General features: G+C 61.5%; 29 protein-coding genes. 17 read left to right on the top strand and 12 right to left on the bottom strand.

Annotated elements, in window-relative coordinates; all coding sequences use genetic code 11:
- Positions 1-3: 3 nt before the first annotated feature.
- Both Q8R73_RS16430 and Q8R73_RS16425 read left to right on the top strand, forming a co-directional pair.
- Entirely contained in the window at positions 4-558 is a 555-nt protein-coding gene (locus Q8R73_RS16430; protein WP_305720608.1) for a flavin reductase family protein, read from the top strand.
- Positions 555-1,238 carry a TetR/AcrR family transcriptional regulator gene (locus Q8R73_RS16425; protein ID WP_305720607.1) on the top strand — a complete coding sequence of 228 codons (684 nt, stop codon included), beginning with the start codon at positions 555-557 and terminating at the stop codon, positions 1,236-1,238. Before Q8R73_RS16430 ends, Q8R73_RS16425 begins: the two co-directional genes overlap by 4 nt.
- A 27-nt stretch (positions 1,239-1,265) precedes the next feature.
- On the opposite strand, the gene Q8R73_RS16420 is transcribed toward Q8R73_RS16425, so the two are convergent.
- Both Q8R73_RS16420 and Q8R73_RS16415 read right to left on the bottom strand, forming a co-directional pair.
- On the bottom strand, positions 1,266-2,141 hold the full coding sequence (locus Q8R73_RS16420) for a polysaccharide deacetylase family protein (protein ID WP_305720606.1): 876 nt from the start codon (positions 2,139-2,141) through the stop codon (positions 1,266-1,268).
- 27 nt (positions 2,142-2,168) lie between these two features.
- Complete coding sequence (locus tag Q8R73_RS16415) at positions 2,169-3,275, bottom strand: LLM class flavin-dependent oxidoreductase (RefSeq protein ID WP_305720605.1); 1,107 nt, start codon at positions 3,273-3,275, stop codon at positions 2,169-2,171.
- A 173-nt stretch (positions 3,276-3,448) separates the two neighbouring features.
- Here Q8R73_RS16415 and Q8R73_RS16410 point away from each other — a divergent pair, with 173 nt between their 5' ends.
- From Q8R73_RS16410 to Q8R73_RS16400, 3 genes are read left to right on the top strand one after another with little or no spacing between them, the layout of a single operon-like run.
- A complete protein-coding gene (locus Q8R73_RS16410) occupies positions 3,449-4,330 on the top strand; it encodes a xanthine dehydrogenase family protein subunit M (protein WP_305720604.1) in 882 nt (293 codons plus the stop codon).
- Positions 4,327-4,806: a (2Fe-2S)-binding protein gene (locus Q8R73_RS16405; RefSeq protein WP_305720603.1), complete on the top strand. Its 480-nt coding sequence runs from the start codon at positions 4,327-4,329 to the stop codon at positions 4,804-4,806. The genes Q8R73_RS16410 and Q8R73_RS16405 overlap by 4 nt, the downstream gene beginning before the upstream one ends.
- Positions 4,803-7,196: a xanthine dehydrogenase family protein molybdopterin-binding subunit gene (locus tag Q8R73_RS16400; protein WP_305720602.1), complete on the top strand. Its 2,394-nt coding sequence runs from the start codon at positions 4,803-4,805 to the stop codon at positions 7,194-7,196. The genes Q8R73_RS16405 and Q8R73_RS16400 overlap by 4 nt, the downstream gene beginning before the upstream one ends.
- 29 nt (positions 7,197-7,225) lie before the next feature.
- On the opposite strand, the gene Q8R73_RS16395 is transcribed toward Q8R73_RS16400, so the two are convergent.
- The 4 genes from Q8R73_RS16395 to Q8R73_RS16380 all read right to left on the bottom strand — a co-directional run bounded on the left by Q8R73_RS16395 (position 7,226) and on the right by Q8R73_RS16380 (position 9,207).
- On the bottom strand, positions 7,226-7,609 hold the full coding sequence (locus Q8R73_RS16395; protein ID WP_305720601.1) for a nuclear transport factor 2 family protein: 384 nt from the start codon (positions 7,607-7,609) through the stop codon (positions 7,226-7,228).
- Complete coding sequence (locus tag Q8R73_RS16390; protein WP_305720600.1) at positions 7,606-7,917, bottom strand: alcohol dehydrogenase catalytic domain-containing protein; 312 nt, start codon at positions 7,915-7,917, stop codon at positions 7,606-7,608. Before Q8R73_RS16390 ends, Q8R73_RS16395 begins: the two co-directional genes overlap by 4 nt.
- A gap of 194 nt (positions 7,918-8,111) precedes the next feature.
- Entirely contained in the window at positions 8,112-8,387 is a 276-nt protein-coding gene (locus Q8R73_RS16385) for a hypothetical protein (protein WP_305720599.1), read from the bottom strand.
- Between the two features lie 181 nt (positions 8,388-8,568).
- On the bottom strand, positions 8,569-9,207 hold the full coding sequence (locus tag Q8R73_RS16380; protein WP_305720598.1) for an XRE family transcriptional regulator: 639 nt from the start codon (positions 9,205-9,207) through the stop codon (positions 8,569-8,571).
- Between the two features lie 169 nt (positions 9,208-9,376).
- Here Q8R73_RS16380 and Q8R73_RS16375 point away from each other — a divergent pair, with 169 nt between their 5' ends.
- The 7 genes from Q8R73_RS16375 (at position 9,377) to Q8R73_RS16345 (ending at position 15,648) form a co-directional block, all read left to right on the top strand.
- Positions 9,377-9,901 (top strand): GcrA family cell cycle regulator, encoded by a 525-nt coding sequence (locus tag Q8R73_RS16375; protein ID WP_305720597.1) that lies wholly within the window; start codon positions 9,377-9,379, stop codon positions 9,899-9,901.
- Positions 9,902-9,985: 84 nt separating this feature from the next.
- Entirely contained in the window at positions 9,986-10,537 is a 552-nt protein-coding gene (locus tag Q8R73_RS16370; RefSeq protein ID WP_305720596.1) for a DUF6456 domain-containing protein, read from the top strand.
- Positions 10,486-11,766: a TRAP transporter substrate-binding protein gene (locus Q8R73_RS16365; RefSeq protein WP_305720595.1), complete on the top strand. Its 1,281-nt coding sequence runs from the start codon at positions 10,486-10,488 to the stop codon at positions 11,764-11,766. The genes Q8R73_RS16370 and Q8R73_RS16365 overlap by 52 nt, the downstream gene beginning before the upstream one ends.
- Before the next feature lie 78 nt (positions 11,767-11,844).
- Positions 11,845-12,360, top strand: a complete 516-nt coding sequence (locus Q8R73_RS16360; protein ID WP_305720594.1) for a TRAP transporter small permease — start codon at positions 11,845-11,847, stop codon at positions 12,358-12,360.
- Positions 12,357-13,676 (top strand): TRAP transporter large permease, encoded by a 1,320-nt coding sequence (locus Q8R73_RS16355; protein ID WP_305720593.1) that lies wholly within the window; start codon positions 12,357-12,359, stop codon positions 13,674-13,676. The genes Q8R73_RS16360 and Q8R73_RS16355 overlap by 4 nt, the downstream gene beginning before the upstream one ends.
- 148 nt (positions 13,677-13,824) lie before the next feature.
- Complete coding sequence (locus tag Q8R73_RS16350) at positions 13,825-15,084, top strand: CaiB/BaiF CoA-transferase family protein (protein WP_305720592.1); 1,260 nt, start codon at positions 13,825-13,827, stop codon at positions 15,082-15,084.
- A 378-nt stretch (positions 15,085-15,462) separates the two neighbouring features.
- The gene (locus Q8R73_RS16345; protein WP_305720591.1) at positions 15,463-15,648 is read left to right on the top strand and encodes a hypothetical protein; all 186 of its coding nucleotides are present in this window, start codon (positions 15,463-15,465) and stop codon (positions 15,646-15,648) included.
- A gap of 30 nt (positions 15,649-15,678) precedes the next feature.
- On the opposite strand, the gene Q8R73_RS16340 is transcribed toward Q8R73_RS16345, so the two are convergent.
- From Q8R73_RS16340 to Q8R73_RS16325, 4 genes are read right to left on the bottom strand one after another with little or no spacing between them, the layout of a single operon-like run.
- A complete protein-coding gene (locus Q8R73_RS16340) occupies positions 15,679-15,999 on the bottom strand; it encodes a cupin domain-containing protein (RefSeq protein ID WP_305720590.1) in 321 nt (106 codons plus the stop codon).
- Positions 15,996-16,751, bottom strand: coding sequence for a YqcI/YcgG family protein (locus tag Q8R73_RS16335; protein WP_305720589.1), 756 nt, complete (start codon positions 16,749-16,751; stop codon positions 15,996-15,998). Before Q8R73_RS16335 ends, Q8R73_RS16340 begins: the two co-directional genes overlap by 4 nt.
- A 15-nt stretch (positions 16,752-16,766) precedes the next feature.
- Complete coding sequence (locus Q8R73_RS16330) at positions 16,767-18,068, bottom strand: MFS transporter (RefSeq protein WP_305720588.1); 1,302 nt, start codon at positions 18,066-18,068, stop codon at positions 16,767-16,769.
- Positions 18,068-18,778: a hypothetical protein gene (locus Q8R73_RS16325; RefSeq protein WP_305720587.1), complete on the bottom strand. Its 711-nt coding sequence runs from the start codon at positions 18,776-18,778 to the stop codon at positions 18,068-18,070. Before Q8R73_RS16325 ends, Q8R73_RS16330 begins: the two co-directional genes overlap by 1 nt.
- Before the next feature lie 62 nt (positions 18,779-18,840).
- On the opposite strand from Q8R73_RS16325, the gene Q8R73_RS16320 reads away from it, so the two are divergent.
- The 5 genes from Q8R73_RS16320 to Q8R73_RS16300 all read left to right on the top strand — a co-directional run bounded on the left by Q8R73_RS16320 (position 18,841) and on the right by Q8R73_RS16300 (position 22,831).
- The gene (locus tag Q8R73_RS16320) at positions 18,841-19,857 is read left to right on the top strand and encodes a GlxA family transcriptional regulator (protein ID WP_305720586.1); all 1,017 of its coding nucleotides are present in this window, start codon (positions 18,841-18,843) and stop codon (positions 19,855-19,857) included.
- Between the two features lie 567 nt (positions 19,858-20,424).
- Positions 20,425-21,555, top strand: a complete 1,131-nt coding sequence (locus Q8R73_RS16315; protein ID WP_305720585.1) for an alpha-hydroxy acid oxidase — start codon at positions 20,425-20,427, stop codon at positions 21,553-21,555.
- 212 nt (positions 21,556-21,767) lie between these two features.
- Positions 21,768-21,965, top strand: a complete 198-nt coding sequence (locus tag Q8R73_RS16310; protein WP_305720584.1) for a hypothetical protein — start codon at positions 21,768-21,770, stop codon at positions 21,963-21,965.
- Between the two features lie 207 nt (positions 21,966-22,172).
- A complete protein-coding gene (locus tag Q8R73_RS16305) occupies positions 22,173-22,526 on the top strand; it encodes a phasin (protein ID WP_305720583.1) in 354 nt (117 codons plus the stop codon).
- 44 nt (positions 22,527-22,570) lie between these two features.
- A complete protein-coding gene (locus Q8R73_RS16300; RefSeq protein ID WP_305720582.1) occupies positions 22,571-22,831 on the top strand; it encodes a hypothetical protein in 261 nt (86 codons plus the stop codon).
- A gap of 74 nt (positions 22,832-22,905) precedes the next feature.
- On the opposite strand, the gene Q8R73_RS16295 is transcribed toward Q8R73_RS16300, so the two are convergent.
- Together Q8R73_RS16295 and Q8R73_RS16290 are read right to left on the bottom strand one after the other, a co-directional pair.
- On the bottom strand, positions 22,906-23,304 hold the full coding sequence (locus Q8R73_RS16295) for a hypothetical protein (protein ID WP_371126112.1): 399 nt from the start codon (positions 23,302-23,304) through the stop codon (positions 22,906-22,908).
- A 49-nt stretch (positions 23,305-23,353) separates the two neighbouring features.
- The gene (locus Q8R73_RS16290; RefSeq protein ID WP_305720581.1) at positions 23,354-23,539 is read right to left on the bottom strand and encodes a hypothetical protein; all 186 of its coding nucleotides are present in this window, start codon (positions 23,537-23,539) and stop codon (positions 23,354-23,356) included.
- Positions 23,540-24,131 lie beyond the last annotated feature (592 nt).

Genomic DNA, 24,131 nt, shown 5'->3' with positions numbered 1-24,131 from the left:
GGGATGACCGACGCGCCCAAGCACCCGATCCATCCAGATCCGGCCAACGAACTGGCGAGCGACAGCTCGGCCATCGATCCGAGGGACTTTCGCAACGCGCTCGGCACCTACGCCACCGGCGTCACCATCATCACGGCGCTCTCCGCCGACGGCAAACCCTACGGGCTGACCTGCAACTCGTTCGCCTCGGTATCGCTGAACCCGCCGCTGGTGCTGTGGAGCCTCGGAATGTTCTCGCAGGGGCTGAGCACGTTCCAGAACGCCAGCCATTTCACCGTCAACGTGCTGGGCGCATCGCAGCAGGCGCTCGCCAATAAATTCGCGAAATCGTCCGAAGACAAGTTTGCAGGCGTCGAATGGACGCCAGGACTCGGCAGCGCGCCTGTTCTCGCGGACAGCGTCGCGAACTTCCAGTGCCGTGCGGCCAATCGGTATTATGGCGGCGATCACATCATCTTCCTGGGCGCGGTGGAGGCCTATGCCTACAACCGGCAGGAGCCGCTGCTGTTTGCCCGCGGCGGCTACGGCCGGTTTCTCAAGCCCGACGACTCCTCATGAAGAAGGCCGTGCCAAAGCGCGCGCGCACGAAGCAGAAGCGGCTTTCTCCCGACGACCGCCGCAGGGAGTTCGTTGCCAGGGCCACCGAATTTTTCTCGGAAGAAGGATTTGACGGCGGCACCCGGGATCTGGCGCGGCGGCTCGGCGTGACGCAGCCGCTACTGTATCGCTACTTTCCGAGCAAGGACGACCTGATCAAGGAAGTCTATCGCACCGTCTACCTGGAGCCGTTCGACGCCGGCTGGGAGGAATTGCTCACCGACCGCTCCCGGCCGCTTCGGGAACGGCTGCAGGAATTCTATCAGGCATATACCGATGTGATCTTCAGCCGAAGATGGCTTCGGATCTATTTCTACGCGGGCTTGAAGGGGCTCGACATCAACCGTTGGTATATCGGGGTCGTAGAGGACAAGATACTCGCGCGTATCATCGGTGAATGCCGTTACGAAGCGGGGCTGCCGGAACAAGGCAAGCCGACCGCTTCAGAACTCGAAATGGCATGGGTTCTTCAGAGCGGCATCTTCTATTACGGGGTTCGCAAATACATCTTCGAATCCCCGGTACTGGACGACAAGAAGCAGGTGATCGACGATGCGCTGGATGTTTTTCTGGCCGGATTCAAACAGGTCTTCGCCGCCGCCGACTATCCGCAGCGCGTCCCGGTGAAGGCGGTTGGATGAACGCCGCGATGGCGGCTCGCGGTTCGATTATGGTTTCGACATAGCGGCCCGATACCAGTCGCCGATCTCGCTGGCGGTCATCAGGGCGACGCCGTCATGGCCGATGACATAATCGAGCAGCGCTTCGAGATACTTGATGCGATGTGGAACACCGGTGATGTAGGGGTGAACGGAGATCGCCATGACCCGCGCGTTGTCGGCACCCTCGAGGTACAGGCGATCGAACTGGTCGGTGCAGCGCTGCAGGAATTGCTCGGAAGTCAGATGCTGCAACGCGTGGATGACGATGTCGTTGGTCTCCACCGAGTAGGGAATGCTGGTGATGGTGCCGTGCGGCGTCGCGATGTCCTGCGGGAGATCGTCGATCACCCAGTCCGCGACATATTCGATGCCGTTGAGGCGCAGCAGATCGAGTGTCTCGTCGGTTTCCGTCAGGCCCGGACTTTCCCACGACCGTGGCGCCTTGCCGGTGAAGGCTGCGATCGTGTCGACCGCCCGCCTGATCGTGTCGGCCTGGTCGTCCAGCCTGTGCATAGGGCCCTGAACGAAGCCGTGGCCCATGAATTCGAAGCCGGCTTCGCGCGCGGCGGAGGCGACGCGAGGATAAGAGTGGCAGACGTTGGCGTTCAGCGCCAGTGTCACCGGCATGTTGCGGTCGGTCAGCGCCTTGAACTGGCGCCAGAAGCCGGCGCGCATGCCGTATTCGTGCCACGACCAGTTCGGCACGTCCGGCAACAGCGGCTGTCCCATCGGCGGGCTCAGCACGGTTCGCGGCATGGCGTTCTCGATTCGCCACTCCTCGACATTGAGGATGACCCATACCGCGAGCTTCTTGCCGCCGGGCAGCCTGAGTTTCGGCCGGTCGACTTGCGCCTGATAGGGGATGCGATCGGTCAGAGCCACGGCGCTCTCCAGGTTGGATTCTGCCGATCATTCCGCGGCGTCGGAGCGGCCGGAGCTGCTGGCATTTACGCGCGGCATCACCTTCTCGGCCATCAGGATCATGGACTGGCGCCCGAGCTCGCGGTCTTTCCAGTCCTTTCCCGCGTAGAGCAGCGTGCCGAACCGGCCGACCTCGTCCTGGAAGGCCAGCAGCTGATCCGCAACGCTTTCAGGCGTTCCATGAATGATCAGCTTGTCGCAGATCATCTCCAGCGTCACTTCATCGTCCGGCTGATCGCGCCGCGCCTTGAACAGCTGGATGCGGCCGTTCTTCTTCAGCTTGGTGAACAGCGAACGGTAGTAATGGACGTAGGGTCCGTCAGGGTCGGTGGCGTAGGCTTTTGCGGTCGCCGCATCGCTGGCGACAAACACGCTCTTGGCGACGCGCCAGTTCGCCGGTTCGGCCGGCCGGCCGCCGCGCTCGCAGCCTTCGACATATTTCGGCCAGTGGCTCTTTACCCAGGCCGGCATCAGGAAATTGGCCGAGATCGGATCCCAGCCGCGGGCGGCCGCCTCGGTGACGCCCTTCGAGAACGGTGCCACAGCGGTGACGACGATGGGCGGATGCGGCCGCTGCAACGGTCGCGCAATGATACCCTGGCCGATCTCGCTGATCAGGGTCCTTCGTGTCGAGATGCTCCAGTATTTTCCCGCGATATTGTACGGCGCCTCGCCGGCCCAGATATCCAGCACCTGGTTGATCGATTCCAGGAACATCGCGTTGCGATCGGCATCGAGATTGCCGAACAATTCCGCGTCGGACAGCAGGCCGCCCGGGCTTATTCCGAAAATCAGGCGGCCATCGAGCATGTGGTCGAGCATCGCCAGGGAGGCGGCGATGGCGGCGGGATGGGTGTTCGGCATATTGATGGTGCCAGTGCCGAGCCTGATCGTTTTGGTGGCGGCCGCGATCCACGCGATGAATGCGATGCAGGAGGTGATGTTCTCGGCCTGGTCGGTGACGTGTTCGCCGACATAGGCTTCGGTAAATCCCAGTTCGTCGGCAAGCAGGAAAGCTTCGCGGTCTTCCTGCAGCGACAACCGCCAATCCTTGTCGAGAGGATGAATCGGCATCGTGAAGAATCCGAGATCCATTGCTGCTCCTTCTGGCGCCGCGTGAGAACCGAACCGTGCGTCGTCGATGCCATTATGACAAGGCCGGAAGTCGAGTCATCAGAAATAATCGTTCGATAAACAAGCTTGACCTTTGTAGGTCGTCGCCGTCTAATTCAAAGAAAAGTGCGCCAAATGCTGCCGGGGAGGTCTGAATGAAAGCCGCGGCTTTCGCCTACGCGCGCGCGACCAGCGTCGGGAATGCGCTGCAGTTGCTGGAGACGTACGGAGAACGGGCGAAGGTGCTTTCGGGCGGCCAAAGCCTGATGCCCGCGATGAATCTGCGCCTGGTCTCGCCCGAACTGATCGTCGATATCGGCGAACTCGCCGAACTCCGCGGCATTTCGGTAAGCGGCGGTGTCGTCAGGATCGGCGCTCTGAGCCGGCACGTCGATCTGCTGAAATCCCCAGACATTGCCGAGCACGCGCCGCTTTTGGCTGAAGCGATCGCCCATGTCGCGCACCCCGCGATCCGCAACCGCGGCACCATCGGCGGCAACCTCGCCCATGCCGATCCCGCCTCCGAACTGCCGGCCTGCATGGTCGCGCTGAAGGCGACCATTGTCGTGCGCGGGCCGGCTGGCGAACGGCGGGTTGCAGCCGAGAACTTCTTCACGGGGATATACGAGACGGACCTGTCGGCGCGGGAATTGCTAATATCGGTCGAACTGCCAATGGCAGGCAAGAATTCCGCGCATTTCTTCCATGAATTCGCCCGGCGGCGCGGCGACTACGCGATGGCCGGCCTGGCGGCGCAGGCGATCGTGGAAGAAGGCGCCTTCACCGATCTTCGGCTGGTCTTCTTTGCCGTCGGCGATCGACCGGTATTGGCCAAGGTCGGCTCGGGGCTGCTCGGCCGCGCGGTCACGCCCGCAGAATTGGCAACGGCGTCCTCGGCCCTTGGCAAGGAGCTCGACCCGCAGGATGACCAGCAGGCCTCCGCCTCGATGCGCCGGCATCTGGCGAAGGTGCTATTGGCGCGCGGCCTGTCCGCGCTTCTGGGCCGGCCCGATCTTCATGCCGGGGTTCGCGCGTGATCGTTCCCCTGTCGATCTCACTCGAGGTGAACGGCGAGCGTGTCGACGCCGATGTTCTGCCGCGGGTCAATCTGGCGGATTTTCTGCGGGAGCACCTGCAGCTGACGGGAACGCATGTCGGTTGCGAGCATGGGGTCTGCGGCGCGTGTACGGTGCGGGTGAACGGGGAGATCGTTCGGTCCTGCCTGATGCTGGCGGTGCAGACGCACGGTGCATCCGTCCAGACCATCGAGGGATTGTCCGACAGCGGCGAGATCGCCGATCTGCAGGACGCCTTTCGCGACCGCAATGCCCTGCAGTGCGGCTTTTGCACCCCGGGCATGCTGATGGCGGCGCAGGACCTGCTGAAGCAGCAGACTGAGCCCGACCGGGAGCAGATACGCGAGCACCTTTCCGGCAATTACTGCCGCTGCACAGGCTACCAGGCCATTATCGACGCGGTCGAGACCACAGCGCGGGGGAGACGCACGGCATGACCGTCACGTCATCGAATCCCGAAATCCTCTCCGAACTCGATCGGCCGAATTCATATATCGGCAAGGTCGTGCCGCGGCCTAACCTCGGGCGGCTGATGCAGGGACGCGGGCTCTATGTCAGCGACATGGAACTGCCGCGAATGGGACACGTGGTATTTCTGCGCTCACCTCATGCGCATGCGAATATCCGGGGCATCGATGCCGTCGCGGCGAGGGGTGTGCCCGGTGTCATCGCCATCGTGACGGGCAAGGAACTGTCCGCCATCATCACGCCGTGGGTCGGCGTGCTCTCGCACCTGAAAGGCCTCAAATCCGCCGCCCAGCACGCCATCGCGATCGATCGCGTTTGTTGGCAGGGCGAGGCCGTCGCCGCCATCGTGGCCGTCAGTCGTGCCGTGGCGGAGGACGCTGCGGAACTCGTGAGGGTTGACTACGAGGAACTGGAGGCGGTGACAGACATGCGCACCGCGCTCGATCCGGCAACCCCTGTGATCCATCCCTCGCTCGGTGACAATCTCGCCTTCGAGCGCAATCTCGACGCCGGCGAGGTCGATGCGGCGTTCGCCGGCTCCGATGTCGTCGTAGAAGCCGATTTCATCTTTGGACGGCACACCGGCGTGACGCTGGAGCCGCGCTCGGTCGTCGCCGACTGGAACACCGCCGAGGAAAGGCTCACGATTTACCAAGGCACCCAGGCGCCGCACATGGTTCAGAACATCGCGGCTCTGCATCTCGGGCTGGAAGAATTGCAGGTTCGCGTGGTCTGCAAGGACGTCGGGGGCTCCTTCGGCATCAAGGTCCACATCTACGCCGACGAAATGGCGACCTATGCCCTGTCGAAATTGCTGCGTCGGCCGATCAAATTCGTCGCCGACCGGGTCGAAAGTTTCAACACCGATATTCATGCCCGCGACCATCGCTGTTGGGGACGGATCGGCGTCGGGCGCGACGGGGTTATCACGGCGTTCGAGATCGACGATCTCACCGGCATCGGACCTTATTCGATGTATCCACGCACCAGTGCCATCGAGGCCAACCAGGTCGTCAATCTCGTAGGCGGCCCCTATGTGACCAGAAATTATCGAGCGCGGGCCCGCGTCGTGTTCCAGAACAAGAATGTCATGTGCCAGTATCGCGCCGTCGGTCACCCGATCGCTTGCTCCGTGACGGAAGGCCTGGTCGATCTGGCGGCAGCCAGGATCGGGATGGATCCGGTGGAAATCCGCCGCCGCAACCTGATTGCCGACAATGCCTACCCTTGCGCGTCCCCGTCGGGCTTGCGGTTTGAACTGCTGTCGCATCATGCTGCCATGAACAAGCTGATGACGATGATGAATTACGACGCGCTGCGCGCCGAACAGGCGGAGCTGCGAAGCAAGGGCATTCACCGTGGTATAGGCATTGCGAGCTTCATCGAAGTCACCAATCCCAGTGCGGCGTTCTATGGCGTCGGCGGCGCCAGGATTTCTTCGCAGGACGGTGTTGCGGTGAGGCTGGACGCGCAGGGTTCGGTGATCTGCCAGACCAGCATCACCGAACAGGGCCAGGGCTCGGAATCGCTCACCGCGCAAATCGTCGGCAGCGTGCTCGGCGTTTCGATGGAACGTGTCCGCGTCATTTTGGGCGATACCGACAACACGCCGTACGGCGGCGGCACCTGGGCCTCGCGCGGGGCCGGCATCGGCGGCGAGGCCGCGCTACAGGCGGCGAAGATACTGCGCGGGAATATCCTCGATGTCGCCGCCGCCATCCTGCAATCCTCGGCGGCCGAGCTCGACATCGCTGACAACGCGATCGTGAATGCGGCCGATGGCGCGTCGCGCATGGAGTTGCGCGAACTCGCGCGGATCGTGTACTTCCGTCCTGACACATTGCCACCGGGCGTTCAGTCCGAACTGATGGCGACGCGCCACTTCGTGCCGCGCGAGTATCCATTTGCCTTTACCAACGGTGTGCAGGCCTCATGGCTCGAGGTCGACACCGACACCGGATTTGTAAAACTTCTCCGCCATTGGGTGGTCGAGGACTGCGGTACCCTCATCAATCCGCAATTGGTCGACGAGCAGATCCGGGGCGGCGTGGTGCAGGGGTTTGGCGCGGCACTGTTCGAGAAGTGTATCTACGATGAGCGGGGACAGCTGACCAACGCCAGCATGGCTGATTATCTGGTGCCGATGTCCGGTGAAATGCCCGATATCGAGGTGGGCCATGTGGTGTCGCCGACCTCGGAAACCGAGCTGGGCGCGAAGGGCGCTGGCGAGGCCGGTACGGCGGGGGCCGCCGCGGCAGTCGCGAACGCGGTGAACGACGCGCTCAGGCCGTTCGGCGCCGTTATCACCGAGATTCCGCTAACGCCGCAGCTTGTCCTGACGGCGCTGGGACGAGTTTGAAAGGACGATGAGGATAAAGTTTCGAACGATCAAGGCGTGACCGGCTTGCGATAGACGTCCTTGCTCGCGAGCATGCCATCCCTGAAGGTGTAGCGTTCGATGCCGCGCTGCTCCCGGCGGTCGCCGCCGGCCCTTACGGTCTCGCTGACACGGAACGTCATGAAGGTCGCCTCGCAGGCATGATGGTGGGCTACCTCGTGGAACCGTTGCTCTGAGAACAGCGCCTTCTGCTCGGCCAGATGCTCGCCAATCGCCGCGGGGCCGCTGAGGATTTTGGTGGTGACGAGGCCGTCATGGAAGCTCCAGACGAAATCGGGCGTGACGATTCTGTAGAGGGCCTCCATGTCGCTCTTGAACAGGGCGCGGGCGAAGCCTTTCAGCAGTTCGTCTCGTTCGGCAGGTGACAGCTTCATTCCGCCGCAACGCCGTTGAGTATCGTTGCCTGACGCATGACCGTACCTCTATATTCATGACGGGTCGTGAAATTCTTGTTGGAGGGCAGGCCACGCTGGCTACTCGCCGGCGATCCGCCGTGGATGATCTCGATATCGGTGGCGCAGATGGGGAGGGCGTCGATACGGACCAGAACTTCCGCTCGCTCCGGAACCGGTGTGGGCTTGACGCGCAGGAAGACCTCATCCGGTTCGCGGAAAACCCAGGACTTCATCTGGGTTGGGATCGGAAATCGGGCGGACGTCCTGATGCCGGCAGGCACGTGCATAGGCTGGATCCTCGGTTGCCTTAACTCTAGCGTAGATGGCCGAGACGGAAAATTCACCCGAATCCTGCGGCGGCTGCCTTGGGAAACCGCCGCCGGGGTTCCGCCCCCGGCGTCCCAAGGCTGAACGCAGTCGCGCAGTCCTGGTGGCCATTGCCGCCGGCACTCTCGTACTCAACCAATATCCGTGACGTCGATTACACCGGCTCTTGCTTCCTGAGATCGCGGGCGTGATCGAAACGGCTCGCCTGCGGATCGCCGTCATCCATCGGGAGTTCGGGAACGGTCGCCTCGGCGAGAATTTCCGCTGTGATATCCTCGACCGACGAGTCGGCAATTTCGTGAATGAAGCTGATGTTGGTGTATTCGCCGGTTGTCACGCGCGAAATGACTTCGCGACGCGTGATTTCAGGATCGACTATCGCCTCGCGTCCGCGTCGTCCATAATCGATCATCACGACGAAATACTGCATGGCGCCTCGCGTCTCGTGCCGGCCAGCGCAAGAGGGATTTGGCCAGCCGGCTCCAATATTTCTGTAAATCAGCAATTCGTCAAGCTAAAGATTCCGAAAATCAAAAATAAGACCAGATTTGACGCGTCCAACCCGCCGACGGCGCGAATCGCTCGGCGGGGCGTCACCGCGGCCGGTTCCATCATTTGTCGTGCGCGCGTCCCGCATGGGCCTTTGCCGCCTTGCGCGCCCGGGCGGCGGCCTTGGCCCGTAGCCGCTCGATCTGGCCCCTTGGCAGGGTAACGTAGATCTCGCCGATCCATTCCAGCTTCACCCCGTTGATCGCCTTGGAGTTGAAACTGGTGAGATTGACCTGGGAGGCAGATTTTCCGCGCTCGATGGTTTTCAGGTAGCGCTCGCCGGTCTTCAGCCGCACCACCGCTTCTTCGCCGAAAAAGCTCGAGACCGGATGCCGTTGCTCCTTGAAAACCACGATAATGTCTCCGTTTTCGTATTTCGGCAGCATGGAATCGCCGGACACCTCGAAAGCGATGGTTTCCTCCGCGATCGGGAAGGGCAGCTCGACCTCGCCGAGGCCTTCCGGCGGCACCTGCTCGTGTTCCGGCTCGATCACGGCGCCGGCGCAGACCCGGCCCATGATCGGTACCGAGTTCAGGTTCAAATAGTCGATGATGAGGGGGATTTCCGACGCCTTGATTAGCCGAATCCCGGAAAGGATCTCCGAGACGGCCCCCGGGCGAACGCCCATTGCCGCTGCCAAGCCACCCTTGGTCTTCCCCGACTTTTCCAACGCCCGCTCGATCAGACCGACATCCAGCATATCGCACTCCTTTTCATCCAGTATGCCTGCATCCTTTCCGAATTTCGGAAATATATCAATTGCGATTATCAGAAATAAAGCTTGACATCAAATTCGGTATATCGGAAATTATGCCATGGCCACTGGCGATATCTCGCCTGTCGCATCAAGTCCCGGGGAGAACGAAACCATGCAGATCAACTGGCCCCCCGAACATTGCGACGCGTTGCGGGAATGCCTTGCCAACGGCATGTCCTTCGCCGATTCCGCCAATGCGATCAACGCCCTGTACGACACCACCTACTCCCGCAACGCCACCATCGGCCGCGCGAAGCGGATGGGACTCGCGGCCCTGGACCGGCCGAAGAGGTTGTCCAAGGCGCCGCAACAGCTCAGTGCGCCACAGATTCGCAAGACCGTCGAGCGCGCGGCCGAAGCGAAGCCGGAGCAGCCGATTTCCGAACGACCGGAGCGCGTAAAACTCCGCTGCATCCAGATCGTGCCGCGCCATTTGCATTTGATCGAGCTGGAAGCCGGTGACTGCCGGTATCCGTATGGTGGCGACGCCGACGGCGAAGCCATCACCTTCTGCGGCCATCTGCAGCGTGAGGGCTCTAGCTACTGCCTCGGGCATTTCAACCTGACCCGCGGCCCCGGTACGCCTTCGGAACGGGCGGCCATCCAGGTGGCCCTGCGGCTGGTCTCGGCGGCATGAAATGATTTCGTGGCCTGGCAAGGCAGCTCGTAGCAGCTCGTAACCGTTACAGCAGGGTAAATCTTACCGATGGAGAAGGGAAGCATGGTACGGACCAAACGCAGAAAGCCGCACGATCCAGTGAAGGTGCATGACCGGCGATCGCGGGATCTGCCGCGCAACGCGGAAGTGGCGGCGGTCGAGGTGGACGATCCGCTCTGCATGGAGCCGGGCGACAAGATCGTCACCCTACGCTCGATCCGCAACGATCCGTTGGGCCGCATGCATTCGCATCGCCATGTCGACGAGGCGCAATACCAGGGCGGGCGAGCCTTTCAGGCCGACTGGGAAAAGGCCGAGCGCGGACCCCAGGCGGTCGATCCGACCAGGCAGTATGTCGATGGCGGGCAGATGCGGCAGCCTATTACCGAAGGCCAGCGCAAGGCGGTGCTGCGGCTGAATCGGGCGCGGCGTGAACTCGGTGCCGACGGCTCGGCGCTGGTGCATGAGGTTCTGGTCCTGGGCATGACGATGGACCAGGCCGGAGAGCGGCGCGGCTTGCGTGCCCAGCGCTGGAATGACTATTTCGCACGCAGGTTTCGAGAATGTCTCGACCGGCTGGCGGTAATCTACGGATTTGCGACGGAGCGGCGCTAGTCGAGTGTGCACCGCAACTTCGCGAAACCTCACGCCTACATGAGTTCGCCGAGCGCGTTCCTTTCGATCAACGAAAAATTCCTTTCCGGAAACCGCGCCAAAAATATCTTCCATCGCGGCCCTCTCTTGCATACGCTGGGCGTTTGCAGGCATGCTGCAAAGCGACTGTCGTCAGTTGCGAACGCCAAAATCCCGACGAAAAGGGGATGGGCATCACGGGAGGGAAGCCTATGAAGCGCAGAACAGTACTTGCCGGGCTTGGTGCAACTGCCGCCGCCGGCGTGCTCGGCATACCTTCGATTCTGAAGGCGCAGACGCCCGTTACGTTGAACGGTGCCGTGCAATTCAACGACGATCACGCCTTCACCAAGGCGCTGGTCCGGTTCGAAGAACTGGTGAAGAAATATTACGGCAAGCCGGTCAATTTTACACTGCACAAGAACTCTTCGCTCGGTCTCGAGAAGCAGTATTTTGAGTACATGTCGCAAGGCAAGGCGGTCGACTACGGCATCGTCTCGCCGGCACACATGTCAACCTTCGCCAAGGCGGCGCCCTTCATTGATGCTCCGTTTGTGTTCAAGGGCATCGAGCACATGAACAAGGTCGTAGCAGCGAACATCCTGGCGCCGATCGCCGATGAGGTCGCCGGCAAAGCCGAGGTGGTTCTGATCGGTTATGCCGGCGGCGGCATCCGAAACATCTTTGCCAACAAGCCGCTCAGGAACCTGGCCGATATCAAAGGCCTCAAGGTCCGCGTGCAGGGTGCGCCGATCTGGTCGAAGACGTTCGCGGCCGCCGGGATGGCTCCGACGGTCATTGCCTACAATGAGGTCTACAACGCCATTCAGAACGGCGTGATCTCGGCGGGCGAAAACGAGGCGGCCGGGGTCGAGGCGATGAAGTTTTACGAAGTCGCGCCGCATCTCAATCTCACTCAGCACGCGGTATCGATCCGTCCGATCTGCTTCTCAGTGAAGACGCTTAAGACCTTGCCCAGGGAATTGCAGGACGCCATCATGAAGGCGGGCAAGGAGGCCGGTGATTTCGGCCGGCAGCTTGAGTCGAGCGAAGAGGTCACCAAGCTCGATGCCCTGGAGAAAGCTGGCAAACTCAAGCGGGTTCCGTTCGAGGAACGCGACGCCATGAAGAAGCTTACCGATCCTGTGATGGCGGGCTACGCCAAGGAAATCGGCGCCGAAGCCATCTTCGAAAAGATCAACGTCGCCTGAGCCGGAAATCGCTGAACCCAGATTCGGGGCAAGCCACGCGGCTTGCCCCGCTTGACGACTGTGACCGCGCGGGGGCCAATGACCGAAATGCCGATGCGATCCAACCCGTCGCTATGGCGACGCGTGACGGCCGGGTATGCCAAATTGCTGGAAATCCTGCTGGCGGCCTGCGTCGGCATCCTCGTCATTCCCGTAACACTGCAGATCATCTCGCGCTACACCCCCTTCATCCCGTCATACATCTGGACCGAGGAGATGGCTCGGTTCCTGTTCGTATGGACCATCATGATCGGGGCAATGGTCGGCGTCAGGGAAGCCCAGCATTTCGAAGTCGATGTTTGGCCGGATTTGTCGCGGCGTTCGGAGGCCGCGGTACGAATCTTGTCGCGCCTCGGCATCCTGGCGCTGGCGCTGGTGTTCGTATGGGCGGGCATCGAGTTCACGCGGTTTGCTTGGAATCGAACGTCCGAATTGGCCGATCTACCGCTCTGGGTGATCCACGTCGCGTGGCCGGTAGCGGGCTTCTCATGGATCGCGTTCGCGGGTGAACAGATTCTCGATGAAGCGCGGATCCTGTTCGGGGTCGAACCATGAGCGGCAGTGTTCTTTCTGCCGGGCAGGCGGCGATGGTTCTGTTCGGTACCTTCGTAACGCTGCTCGTCCTGCGCGTGCCGGTCGCGTTCGCGCTCGGGCTCGCATGCCTGCCGATACTGCTGATCGAGCCGCGGCTGTCGATGATGATGCTCGCGCAGGAAACCTTCAACGCCTACAATTCCTTCATCCTTCTGTCGGTTCCGTTCTTTCTGCTGACTGCGAACTTGATGAGTATCGGCGGCATCACCGATCGCTTGGTGGCGCTTTCGCGCTCGATGGTCGGGCATTGGCCGGGATCGCTGGCGCAGATCAACGTGGTGCTGTCGGTGTTTTTCGCCGGCATCTCGGGTTCCTCGACGGCCGATGCGGCGAGCCAATCGAAGATCTTTATCGAAGCCCAGACCAAGGAGGGGTATGACCTCTCATTCTCGGTCGCCATTACCGCGGTCTCGGCGGTTCTTGCAGTTATCATCCCGCCTTCGATCCTGATGATTGTGTGGGGCGGGCTGATCTCGACCTCGATCGCCGCAATGTATTTGGCCGGCATCGTGCCAGGATTGCTGATCGCAGGTGCGCAGGTAGCTACCGTGCATATGTATGCCGTGCGCCGTGGCTATCCGACCTATCCGAAATCCACCTGGATCGAGATGTGGCGCTCGGTGTGGCGCTCGATTCCGGCACTCATAACGCCGTTCATCATCGTTGGCGGCATCCTGCTCGGCTGGTTCACGGCGACCGAGTCCGCGTGTGTGGCGGTCCTCTATTCCGTGGCGCTGTCGACCTTCTTTTACCGGGAAACCGGCGCCAGGCAACTTTACAAGGCGTTGCTCGATACCGGACGGTTGGCCGGAGTCGCGCTGTTCTGCATCGGCACTGCGAGCGCGTTCGGCTGGTTGCTGGCCTATTACAAGATTCCGCAGGCGCTGCTGGAGAATGTCTCCACCTGGGGCATGGGGCCGATCGCGGCGGGCTTCTTCATCTCCTTCTGCTTCCTGATCGTCGGCTGCTTCCTCGATGCCATTCCGGCGATCGTGATCGTCGGCACCGTGCTGGAGCCGTTGGCGAGATCGATCGACCTGCACCCGGTGCAATTCGCGATTATCTCGATCGTTTCATTGGGATTCGGACTGGTGACGCCGCCATACGGCCTGTGTCTGCTGATTGCGTGCTCGATCGCCGGTGTGCGAGTGCGCTATGCGCTCAAGGACACGATGATCATGCTCATACCGATGCTGCTCGTGCTGGCGGCACTGATCATCTGGCCGGACGTGTCGCTGTTCCTGCCGCGCCTGATCGTTCCTGATATGCTGAAGTAGCGGGAGTCCCGCGGGACCCGTTGGCGCCATCAAGGGGTTTGTCGCGGAACTGCCGGAGCGGGGCATCCATGCGCCAGGGTTGATTGCGCATACATGTGCGCCCGGGCTATCAATCGCCGACCCTTCGAACTCATCCAGGACAGACCGAATGACCGCCAGACCGCAATTACCGGATCGCCCGCCGCGCGCGAAGGACATGCCGACCGCACTTGATGGGATTCTGGTGGTTGATTTCACCCGTGTCGTCGCCGGGCCGGCCTGCACACAGACGCTTGCGGATTTCGGTGCCGAGGTCATCAAGATCGAGAACCCGGACGGTGGCGACGATACACGGAGCTATGAACATGCCGATCTCGCGGGAGAAAGTGCCGCCTTTATCAGCTTGAATCGCAACAAACGCGGCATCGTTCTTGATTTCACCAACCCGGCGGCCTGCGAGGTCGCGCGCGAACTGATCGCGCGGGCCGATGTGGTGGTGGAAAATTTCTCCGCCAGCGTGATGAAGAAATATGGCCTCGACTATGCGTCGGTAGCTCCGGCCAATCCCCGGCTGGTTTATTGCTCGATCTCGGCCTATGGCCGCCAGGGACCGTTTGCATCCCGCCCCGGATTTGATCCTATCACGCAGGCTGAGAGTGGTTTCATGTCGCTGAACGGCTTTCCCGATGGGCCGCCGGTGCGAACCGGACCGCCCGCGATCGACATGGTGACGGGCATGTCGGCCTGCAATGCGATCCTGCTGGCGCTGATGGCCCGCCATCGGCTCGGCCGCGGTCAGCAGGTCGAGGTGGCGTTGTTCGATGTGGCCTTGGGGATGACGGGATTCTACGGTATGGCCCATCTGATGACCGGCGAAAATTTCGGCCGCCAAGGCAATTCGCCTAACGGGTCCCCCTCGGTCGGCCTCTACGATGCCGCCGACGCGCCGTTTTATATCGCCTGCGCCAATGACCGGTTGTATCGGCGCCTCGTCATCGACGTGCTAGGCCGCCCCGATCTTGCCAGCGGTGAATTCGCCGACCGGCGCTTGCGAACGGCCAACAAGGACAAATTGCGCTTGATTCTCGACGGAATCTTTGCCGGAGACAGCCGGGAAAGTTGGGTGACGAAGATGAAGTCGGCCAATATTCCGGTCGGCTACCTCCGCACCGTGGAGGAAGCCTTCAATTCGCCGGAAGTGCGCGAACGCCATCGCATCAGCCAGATCCCGCACCGGGCTGCGGGCTCGGTCCCCCATATCGAGCAGCCGATAAGCCTGGGTCTGACGCCCGTCGCCGATCCCGTTGCGGCGCCGATGCTGGGCGAACACACCAGGGAGGTCCTGCGCAAGACGCTCGGCTATGACGATTCGCGCATCGCCGCGCTGGCGGAGAAGGGCGCTTTTGGGGCGATGCGAAACGTCGGCTGAGCGGGGTGCCACCAACGGGCATGTGCATCGCCCCAGAAGCGAATTGCACCGGGGCCATGGCCAGCGCGGCTCCTGGCATGAGCAATCTGCAACAGGGCCTGCCCGGACCCCGGGCGGGCCGGGATCCGACATGGCGCGGTTTGGTCGCCGGGGAGGATTTTAGGCGCTCAGTTTGGCTTGCCGCGCGGGTTGTTCCTTGGCATACTTTCAACTTCGTCGGGTTCGGCCCGGTCAATCTCCAGGCGAGCCATCCGAAGTATCAACGTAGCTGTAGTCAAGCCGAGACGCTCCGCCTCTTGTGCTGCCGTATCGACCTTTCGGGCCAAGCCTTCACGTTTGCCTGGATATGTCATTCCTGTTCCTCATCGAAGGTGCGAGATGAAAGATCCCACATTTGTTGCAGAGCTGCAGAAGAGGCTCGGAGCTCCATCGAGCGAAACTATTGAAAGCCTGCGGCTGCTGAAGGCCTTCCTCAAACTTGCGCCCAGCCAGCGCTTTGAAATCATTGAACTGGTCGAACGGCTGGCCGCCGACCCTCCCGGCGGCGATCCCTCATTGTCCTGACGTTTCTCGCCTGCTCGTGTACCCGCGGCGTCAGTTGCTGGCCGATTCGATGGCGGGTGGAAGCATCGCGATGGCGTAGATCGCCTCATCCAGCGCCTCGGATTGGTGCCGTGTGCCGGCGGGCAGCAGGATGGTGTCGCCCGGGCGGCAGATGCGCTCGCCGCCATCCCACTCGAATCTCAGGGCTCCCCTGATGATGACCAGGATCTCATCCACCGGATGGGTGTGGAATTGGTGCACCTTCCCCGCGGCATCGCGCTGCAATTCGACGCAGCCCTGCTCGGGGAGCAATGCCAGGATGACTGGGTCGATCGAGAATTCCGTCTTTGTGCCAGTGATGATCTGGGTCATGCCGCTTGCTCCCTGTCTTTGGCTGGAGAAGTCTTGTTCTGCGCGAGCTTTGCGAACGGACATCCGGTCTCGGAATTGTTGTCGTCCGCCAGGAAATATTGCTGGTACTCGCGCCCGTCGGTGGCGCCGTAGCGTCCGAGCAGCGGCGAGGGGCTGGTGCTGTCGTAGGGAATGAGCCGCTTGCGCACTTCGGCGAATGCCGCCGCTGCGGCCTTTTCCGTTCCGAGGATCTTCTCGAATACCCAGCGCGGTTGAAATGTCAGGGTAAAGGCGCTGCAACGGCGGCTTTGCCGCATCACATGCGCGGGCGTGCTGCACACCACGAAGATCGGTTCACCCGCGAATGAGAACTCCCACATCGGATGGTCGATCTGTTCAGGTATGGTGTCCGGCCACGGACTCTTGTCCAGTTGCGCCAGATGGTCGAGCGTATGCCACATCTTCCGGTGATAGGCATCCAATGTCTGGACAGGCCGCGGCCGGGTGAAGACGATCAGCGATGTGTTTGGCCCGTGCGATCGGGATTCGGCCACGAACAACGCGAGTTGCGCGCCGAGAACTTCAACGTCGTAGGGATCGAGAAACAGATAGCGCAACTGGTCCTGCCGGTAGCCGGCGACGCCGAAGACGCAGGGAAAGGGTCTCGCTTCACTGCTCATCTGCGCTTCGAATTCGGAGAACATCACACTTTGCCACGTGCTCACAGCGTGGTTCGATGCGACTTCGCCCTTTCTAAAATACAATCGCGACATTCTGTCCCTCTCCCGTTAATGCAGCTCACGAACTATCAACTGGCTCCTCATGAGCAGCGGGCCGGCGATGCCCGGCAGCGACATGAGCAGCAGAATTCCAATCAGGGCGCTGTAGCCGGCATCGCCCACCGAGCCGGCCCCGGACTCAAGCCCTGTCCCAGCAAGCTGGCTGGCGCCGACCATAGCGAGCCCGATAATGGGCTGCGAAACGCCTGCAAGAATCCCCGCAGCCGTCGTGTTGACCGATGCGCCGACGCCAATGAGATCGGCGGTGTAGAGCTTTTTGGTACATTTGAGCACCAGCGGCACGGTCCCGCCGGCGATCAGTCCAAGTACCGAAAACACGACGGTGACATACAGAAAGCCCAGCGCATGAGCGATTGGAGGCAGCAACATTGCGATCAGGAGCATCCTCAGCAGGCAAATACGAATCAGCGCGGTGTCGAGCGCCGCGGCTGCCCGGTCCGCCATATGGCCGAGGAAGATCGAGCCGATCGCATTGCCGACCATGAAGGTGAGCAAAGGGGTGCTGGCGGCCGCCGGGGAGATGTTGAAGAAATGCGCTACCATCGGAATTCCCCATACGCCCGACAACGTCGTCACCACGGCAAAGTGGGACGCAAAGGTCATGGCGCATCCCCAGTTTGCCAATCGTGCTAGCGATTGCCTGGTGGCGACAAGTACGCTCTTCAAGGTCTTGGGGTTGTTCGACACCGGTTCCGGCTTGAGCACGAGCGACGCAAAGGCGAGGTTGGCCACGCCGACGCATGCGATGAAGATAAAGCACGCGCGCCAGCCGAATCCCGTCACCGCCGCAGCAAGCGGCGTCGTTGCCAGTACACCGCCGACATAGCCCGACACCTGCGAGATGCCTGACATCATACCGAACCGCTCGTCCTTGAAACTGAGCGCCACAAGCTTCAGAAGCGAGGTGAACACCAGCGCATCGCCGCAGGCGATGATCAGTCTTGCAACAAAGACGTCGAGCAGGTTGGGCGCCAGCGCGAACGCCGCACTTCCAAGCGAAGACGCTGCCATGCTGCACAGCACAACGCACTTGACGCCGAAGCGGTCCACCAGAATGCCGGCCGGAATCTGCATCAAGGTGTAGCCCCAGAAGTAGCTCGAGGCGAGCATCGCAACACCGGCGGCGTCGGTGGAGAAGTCTGCCATGAAATCGAGGCTGACCGATTGCGGCGACACTCGCTGCAGGAACGCGATCGCGTAGGCGGTAGCCACCGCCGCCCACGCCAGATAGGCGCGATCCGTCGGGCGGACGAGGGGGGCGAGTGCGGCGTGTTGCTCCGTCAGCGCCATTAGAGTCTCACAAGACCTACCGAGAACAGGGCGTCCGCCGAATCCGGAATGACGAGCTGCATCGCTGCGTCAACCAGCGCCGCCTTGCCGTGATAGGCCTGACGGTGATGTTTGATGTGGCCGTAAGCGCCGCGCATGATCATGCCGGGTATTTCGAGGTGCTTGCCGGGATAGAGCAAGCCACACATCTCGACACCGGCCGCCTGTAGCGCCGTGTCCTCGGCGCCGCCGAGCAGCGAGGGCGTAGCTTTCGCGCAGATCCTGGCGTTTGCCGCCCACACGATGGGATTGCGCGTGCGCCATCCATAGAGGATGCCGTCATCGCCGTCAGTGGCGCCCGAAGACTTAAGGATTTCCGTGGTGAAGAACCCGTAGAGACCGCGGCCCTGATGGATTGGAAGGACCTCGGTGCCGCTGCGATAAACGGCCGGCCGCCCTGCGATCCGCAGCCTGCGGTAGACAGAAAAGGCCACCAATCCGGAAGCGTCGTAGACTAGAATGAGACTGAATTTCCTGTCGAACGGGGAGGAGGCCGGCGTCCAATGCGGCTCCGTCGCCTGCCAGTTGATGGCGATGATGTTGTTCATCGCATCCATCAAGGGCCGCTGTTCGGCGCGACCAACCCGCGTCGCATCCGGAAAACTATAGACCGCATAATCGGGCCAAGGGGAATTGATGGTTCCGTATTGGCGGCGCAGCTCTGGCGACATGTCCGATACCCCAGCTATCTGGCGAGCTATACAGGCGAGCCCGGAATGGCTTAAAGGACAATATGCCCTCGAAATCTGCCAAATCCCGACGGCCGGAGCCGCGCGAAAAAGCCACCGCAAGGCGCGTTGCGATCGTCGCATTTCCCGGTGTGACCCTGCTCGATATTTCGGGCCCGGCGCAGGTGTTCGCGGAATTGCAGGCTATCGAATTGCCCGGGCCGGGTTACGCGCTGTCCTACCTCTCGACCACAGGCGGACTGGTGCCGACCGACGTCGGGATGATGATCGATACCGCTCCCATTTTCGGCATTCGGCCGAACCAGGTCGATACCCTAATAATTCCGGGCGGCCCGGGTATCTGGGCGCTACGGCAGGACGCTGTGCTGATGGAATGGATTTCGGAGGTGCTGCCCAGGGCCAGGCGCGTGGCGTCCGTCTGTCTCGGAGCATTCGCGCTGGCCTGGACCGGCGCGCTGGACGGCAAACGCGCCGCCACGCATTGGCGCTACTGTCCGAGACTGGCGGATGCTTTTTCAAAAATCCGCGTCGAGCCGAACGCGATCTTCGTCAAGGACGGTCAGGTCTGGACGTCGGCCGGCGTCAGCGCCGGCATCGATCTGGCGCTTGCTATGATCGAGGAGGATTTCGGCCATACCACTGCGCTCGACATTGCGCGCAGGCTGGTGGTGTTTCTGAAGCGCCCGGGCGGCCAAAGCCAATTCTCAACAGTGCTGGCGGCACAGGCTTCCGACGTCGAGGGGCGTTTCAGCGCGCTCCACGCCTGGATCATTGAAAATATCGCCGGCGACCTTAAAGTTGAAACGCTTGCCGAAAAAGCCGGCATGACTCCTCGGACCTTCGCCCGCGCCTATGTCAGCCGCACCGGAATGACACCGGCAAGCGGGGTGGAGGCTCTGCGCGTGGAGACCGCGCGGCTGCTGCTGGAAAGCAGCGAAATTCGCGGCGTGGTCGATGTGGCGAGGCGGGCGGGCTTCGGCGATGACGAAAGGATGCGCCGGGCGTTCATTCGCCACCTCGGCATATCGCCTTCCGAATATCGGAGCCGTTTTTCGGGCTAAGAAGAGATTTGTCGCGGCAGCCACGAGATTTCCCGGAGCTCGTCCCGAAAACGCACCAACCTGTGACATTTTTGGCCACAATCGAGAAAGACGATGTCGCCATGAAAACGTTGGCCGTCATTTCGATTCTTGCGCTGCTCACGATCTCCGGGGCGGCCTACACCGATCAGATTCTGATAGCTGATCTGGCGATTCAGGGCACGAATTGAAGCCGTGGCTGTAGCCGGCTTTCTGTCTGGGGGACGACAACGATGCTTTCCGTGGATCAATTCTTGAGGTTCATCAGCGTCCCGGCCGTCATGGCCGCCTTTCTGATCGCATCGCAGGTTTCCGGGGCCGGAATTTTTTTCCCCGCGCCGGTGCATATCGCCAGCCGATGACGGGGTTGGCCTGTTGTTGCGCCTTCGAATAGACCAGCGGTGACAACACACATCCTTTAGTTGTATTTGTCCGACTTCGGTTGTTTAACGAGGGGCGGGAGACAGAGCGCATTCAGCCCGTTGGGCAGGAAGCTTTCCCAGTCCGTCTGCAGCGGCTATTGTCCCCGAAAACGGGGAGCGAAACTGCATGAATGACGGGACGCCGATCCAGCCGATGGCCGCCGAACTGGGCGCGAGCGGCGAAGAGTACCAGAACCTTCACGAGTTTATCCGCAAAGCACGGTCGAATCTCAACCAGAATGCCTGGGACTATATTGTCGGGGCGGCCGAGACCGAAACCACCATGCGCCGCAACCGCATGGCGCTCGACGAGATTGCATTTCGTCCGCGTGTATTGCGCAATGTCACCAAGGTCGACGCCTCCGTCGAGTTGTTCGGCCGCAAGTTGCGATTGCCGGTCGTGCTGGCGCCGGTCGGCGCGCTGGAGACCTTTGATCCCGGCGCCGGCGCAGCGGTTGCGCGCGCGGCCGGTTCATTCGGCGCCGCGCATATGTTGAGTTCGGTGTCCGAACCTGGCCTCGAGGAGGTTGCCGAAGCTGCGCCGAATGCCCTGCGCATGTATCAGCTCTACGTTCGCGGCGGCGACGCTTTCGTCGAGGATTGTGTCAGTCGGGCGATCGAACGCGGATATGCGGCGTTCTGTCTGACCGTGGATACCGCGCATTACAGCCGGCGCGAACGCGATATCGCCAAGCGCTACGTCCGCGCCAGCCGGGTTCGCGCCACCGGGGGAGACTTCCAGAAGGGACTGGATTGGCGCACCGTGGAACTGATCAAGGACAAATTCAGGATTCCGCTGGCGATCAAGGGGATCGCGACCGCGGAAGATGCGGCCATCGCGCTCGACCACGGAGTCGAGTGGATCTATGTGTCGAACCATGGCGGACGTCAGCTCGACCACGGCCGCGGCGCCATGCAGGTACTGCCCGAGATCGTCGCTGCGGTCGCCGGCCGGGCCAAAATCATGGTCGACGGATCGTTCTGCCGCGGTACCGACATCGTCAAGGCGATCGCGATGGGCGCCGATCTCGTTGGCATCGGCCGCCTGCAATGCTGGGCGCTTGCGGCTGCCGGCGAGGCCGGAGTCGTGCGCATGCTGGAACTGCTCGAGGACGAGGTGATGCGGTGCCTGGGGTTGCTCGGCGTGACGAGTTTTGCTGAACTCAACAAGTCCTATGTGCACCAGGCGACGCCGACCAATCTGCCCCATGTGTTGAGCGCGTTTCCGCTGCTGGATATCGAGCCCTATCGTTACTGACGGCGGCACTAGGTCTCGCTGCAATGTGGAAAGTCGCTTGCAGACTCGAGCCCATTGCCCAGGCATCCGGACGGTGATCTGCAAACGAAACCCGCCAGATGCCACCTCGGCGGGCGGGTTTCTTTGCGCGTTACTGTGGAACTTGGCGGCATCGAGCCGCGTTGACTGATCTGAAACGCTGAAAACGCTCCTCCGGAAAAGGTCTGATCGCAATGCCCGTGGAAAACGATCTCGAAGGTGTGCAGGATCAGGGAGGCAAGCATGGCGGCCAGAAAGGCATGCCGAAGCCCGCGCTGCCCCCGGCCGGCCCAAAGGATCAAGGTATCGTCCGCGACGAGCGGGGGCAGGAGCAGCCCCGGGACAAGGCGCGGGCGCAGCAGGCCAGCCAGACGGATGCAGTTCGTCGCTGAAGTCCATGCCCCCCGCCGGCGTCGGGACAGGTCGTCTTGTCGTCAAGGCGTGAAATCGATTGACCGGCCGATCGGCTCCGCAGGGCGGACCATCCGTTAGGTCCAGGAGCCGGCAAGTCCAAGAGGTCGATCTCGGTCAGGGCAAACTCTACAAAGACGCCGCTGCGGAAATGTGATAATTCTCCGCCTGAACCGGAGGATGGCGAAATGATCGAACCGAAACTGGAAGTCCCTGCTGAATTGCGCGAATTGGCCGAAAAAACCATCGACCAGGCGGAGAAGGCCTTCGGGATGTTTTTCGATGCTGCCGGCAAGTCCATGGCGTCCGTCCCCAGTCCGGGAACGGAGATGTCCAGGCAAGCGCTATCGTTCACTGAACAGAACATGAAGGCTGCGTTCGATCATGCGCGGAAGCTGGTTCAGGCGACCGATCTCCAGGAGGCCATGCGAATTCAATCGGAATTCCTGAGGAGCCAGTTCACCAACGCCGGCGAGCATATGAGACAGATCACTGGCGGGGTTATGTCGGCTGCCAGCGATGCGTCGAAAGGCAAGTTCTGACCGCAAAATTCTGCGCGCGATTCATCGCCGCAAAGCGGGCATTCATGGCCGAAATAATCCAGTTCTTTGCATTGACTTTCGATCTCGTCGACGGTGCGCTGGTCCCCGGTGAAGCCGTTGACTGCGCAAGTCCGGCGCTCGCGGTCCAAACGGCGCAGGGGCAGTGGAAGCTGTTCGGTCACGCCGGCGCCGTAGCGTTCAGCCGCACCAGCGATTTCGAACGAGGAAAATTCGACTGCAGGCTTGTGTTGCGGCGGTTTGGGCAGGTGCCTGAGGAATACACCAGCGATGAAGTGGATCGGTAAACTCCTCATAGTCGCCATGGCGCCTGTGCTGTCCACCAGGGGCACCGGGCGCGACGGCGGGCACGGCTTGGACTTTACGGCGTTGGCGCCCCGGAACGGTCCGTGATCGCAGAGCGAATTCCCGTCAGTACCGAATTGAAATGCTTGTCGCGTTCCCGATCGAAGCGCTGCTGATGGGCGCGAAAAGCCGCCACCCTGCCTTCAATTTCTTCGCGAATGGCACTGCGGGCAACGGGTAACTGGCGCGGCGCTTCCGCAACTTCAACCGGCGATTCGAGCCGTTCAAACTCGACTACGGGCGAAGAGGGGGATTCGGGCTGCGTGTCCGCCGCCGGCTTCTTACCGGTTACAGACTCCACAAATGCCATCGTTTGCGCGATTAATTGATCGCGCTCCATCAGCCACTTCATTGCCCACCTCAATCCCGTCATCTCAGCAAAAACCGGGCAATCAATCAAGCCGGTTTTTGTCACCCGCGCTGCGTCACCCCGGGTTTCCGGCTTTCCGCAGGCCTGACCATCCTCAGCGGACGCTGACGAATGCGCCCCACAGCGCCGCAAGAATGGCGCCCGCCAGAACGTAAGTTGGACTGCGACAGAACGTGCTGCCGTATCGGCACATCTCCACGCCGAGCGTGCCTATTTCCTGATTGCCTGCGGCATAAAACAGGGCGGACAAGATCGCCAGTACGGCGGCTACGACATACATGGGTTTCCTCGGTGCTGATTTCCCTGGCCGAGTGCGCGCAATTGTTCGCGCCTTGAATTGCATATCCTGTAGCCCAAGGGTTTAAACAGCCCTGACACCGAAGCTCGGAATTATCGAGAAAAATTGCTTCAAGGAGTCGGTAAATTGTCCGGAAAGCAGGAACGCCACATCGTTTGTTTTCTCGCGAGGCTTCAAACCGGCGTTGTTGTTCGGAAAAGTTGACAGACACGGTTTCACGATCTCGCGGCGCGTCCCGCCCGAGGTTGCTTTCAGTTTCCGTGCCCTCTCGATAGAGGGCGCAGGGAAGACCGGGTGCGCGCTGAACCCGCGGTCTCATGTGCAAACTCGCACAAAACAAACGCACATGAGCATACAGGTTCAGCGGAAACACTCCGGCCTTCCCTTAGCAATGGCTTTACGTCTTATCTCGCGCTCACCCCGGAGAAGCTGCCTGTCTAGTCTCCGTCGCCTGGCGGAAACCGGCGCCTCGGCCCGGTCGGGCCTACCGCACCTCCGACAGACTTGACGCCAGCGTCGAGGCGTCGGGTCCACACGATTTTGCCGTACGCTTCAGCGCCGTTCGTCTGCCCGC

The organism is Bradyrhizobium sp., assembly GCF_030697065.1.
GTDB lineage: Bacteria > Pseudomonadota > Alphaproteobacteria > Rhizobiales > Xanthobacteraceae > Bradyrhizobium.
This window is presented reverse-complemented; position numbering and strand designations above follow the sequence as displayed.

Coding starts and splice junctions, on each gene's coding strand:
- Q8R73_RS16375 (WP_305720597.1), top strand. CDS start 9,377: ATGCAGATCAACTGGCCCCCCGAACATTGCGACGCGTTGCGGGAATGC.
- Q8R73_RS16320 (WP_305720586.1), top strand. CDS start 18,841: ATGCCCTCGAAATCTGCCAAATCCCGACGGCCGGAGCCGCGCGAAAAA.
- Q8R73_RS16415 (WP_305720605.1), bottom strand. CDS start 3,275: ATGGATCTCGGATTCTTCACGATGCCGATTCATCCTCTCGACAAGGAT.
- Q8R73_RS16290 (WP_305720581.1), bottom strand. CDS start 23,539: ATGTATGTCGTAGCCGCCGTACTGGCGATCTTGTCCGCCCTGTTTTAT.
- Q8R73_RS16340 (WP_305720590.1), bottom strand. CDS start 15,999: ATGACCCAGATCATCACTGGCACAAAGACGGAATTCTCGATCGACCCA.
- Q8R73_RS16315 (WP_305720585.1), top strand. CDS start 20,425: ATGAATGACGGGACGCCGATCCAGCCGATGGCCGCCGAACTGGGCGCG.
- Q8R73_RS16345 (WP_305720591.1), top strand. CDS start 15,463: ATGAAAGATCCCACATTTGTTGCAGAGCTGCAGAAGAGGCTCGGAGCT.
- Q8R73_RS16370 (WP_305720596.1), top strand. CDS start 9,986: ATGGTACGGACCAAACGCAGAAAGCCGCACGATCCAGTGAAGGTGCAT.
- Q8R73_RS16390 (WP_305720600.1), bottom strand. CDS start 7,917: ATGCACGTGCCTGCCGGCATCAGGACGTCCGCCCGATTTCCGATCCCA.
- Q8R73_RS16355 (WP_305720593.1), top strand. CDS start 12,357: ATGAGCGGCAGTGTTCTTTCTGCCGGGCAGGCGGCGATGGTTCTGTTC.
- Q8R73_RS16410 (WP_305720604.1), top strand. CDS start 3,449: ATGAAAGCCGCGGCTTTCGCCTACGCGCGCGCGACCAGCGTCGGGAAT.
- Q8R73_RS16350 (WP_305720592.1), top strand. CDS start 13,825: ATGACCGCCAGACCGCAATTACCGGATCGCCCGCCGCGCGCGAAGGAC.
- Q8R73_RS16380 (WP_305720598.1), bottom strand. CDS start 9,207: ATGCTGGATGTCGGTCTGATCGAGCGGGCGTTGGAAAAGTCGGGGAAG.
- Q8R73_RS16425 (WP_305720607.1), top strand. CDS start 555: ATGAAGAAGGCCGTGCCAAAGCGCGCGCGCACGAAGCAGAAGCGGCTT.
- Q8R73_RS16310 (WP_305720584.1), top strand. CDS start 21,768: ATGCCCGTGGAAAACGATCTCGAAGGTGTGCAGGATCAGGGAGGCAAG.
- Q8R73_RS16305 (WP_305720583.1), top strand. CDS start 22,173: ATGATCGAACCGAAACTGGAAGTCCCTGCTGAATTGCGCGAATTGGCC.
- Q8R73_RS16335 (WP_305720589.1), bottom strand. CDS start 16,751: ATGTCGCGATTGTATTTTAGAAAGGGCGAAGTCGCATCGAACCACGCT.
- Q8R73_RS16325 (WP_305720587.1), bottom strand. CDS start 18,778: ATGTCGCCAGAGCTGCGCCGCCAATACGGAACCATCAATTCCCCTTGG.
- Q8R73_RS16360 (WP_305720594.1), top strand. CDS start 11,845: ATGACCGAAATGCCGATGCGATCCAACCCGTCGCTATGGCGACGCGTG.
- Q8R73_RS16395 (WP_305720601.1), bottom strand. CDS start 7,609: ATGAAGCTGTCACCTGCCGAACGAGACGAACTGCTGAAAGGCTTCGCC.
- Q8R73_RS16365 (WP_305720595.1), top strand. CDS start 10,486: ATGTCTCGACCGGCTGGCGGTAATCTACGGATTTGCGACGGAGCGGCG.
- Q8R73_RS16400 (WP_305720602.1), top strand. CDS start 4,803: ATGACCGTCACGTCATCGAATCCCGAAATCCTCTCCGAACTCGATCGG.
- Q8R73_RS16300 (WP_305720582.1), top strand. CDS start 22,571: ATGGCCGAAATAATCCAGTTCTTTGCATTGACTTTCGATCTCGTCGAC.
- Q8R73_RS16385 (WP_305720599.1), bottom strand. CDS start 8,387: ATGCAGTATTTCGTCGTGATGATCGATTATGGACGACGCGGACGCGAG.
- Q8R73_RS16330 (WP_305720588.1), bottom strand. CDS start 18,068: ATGGCGCTGACGGAGCAACACGCCGCACTCGCCCCCCTCGTCCGCCCG.
- Q8R73_RS16430 (WP_305720608.1), top strand. CDS start 4: ATGACCGACGCGCCCAAGCACCCGATCCATCCAGATCCGGCCAACGAA.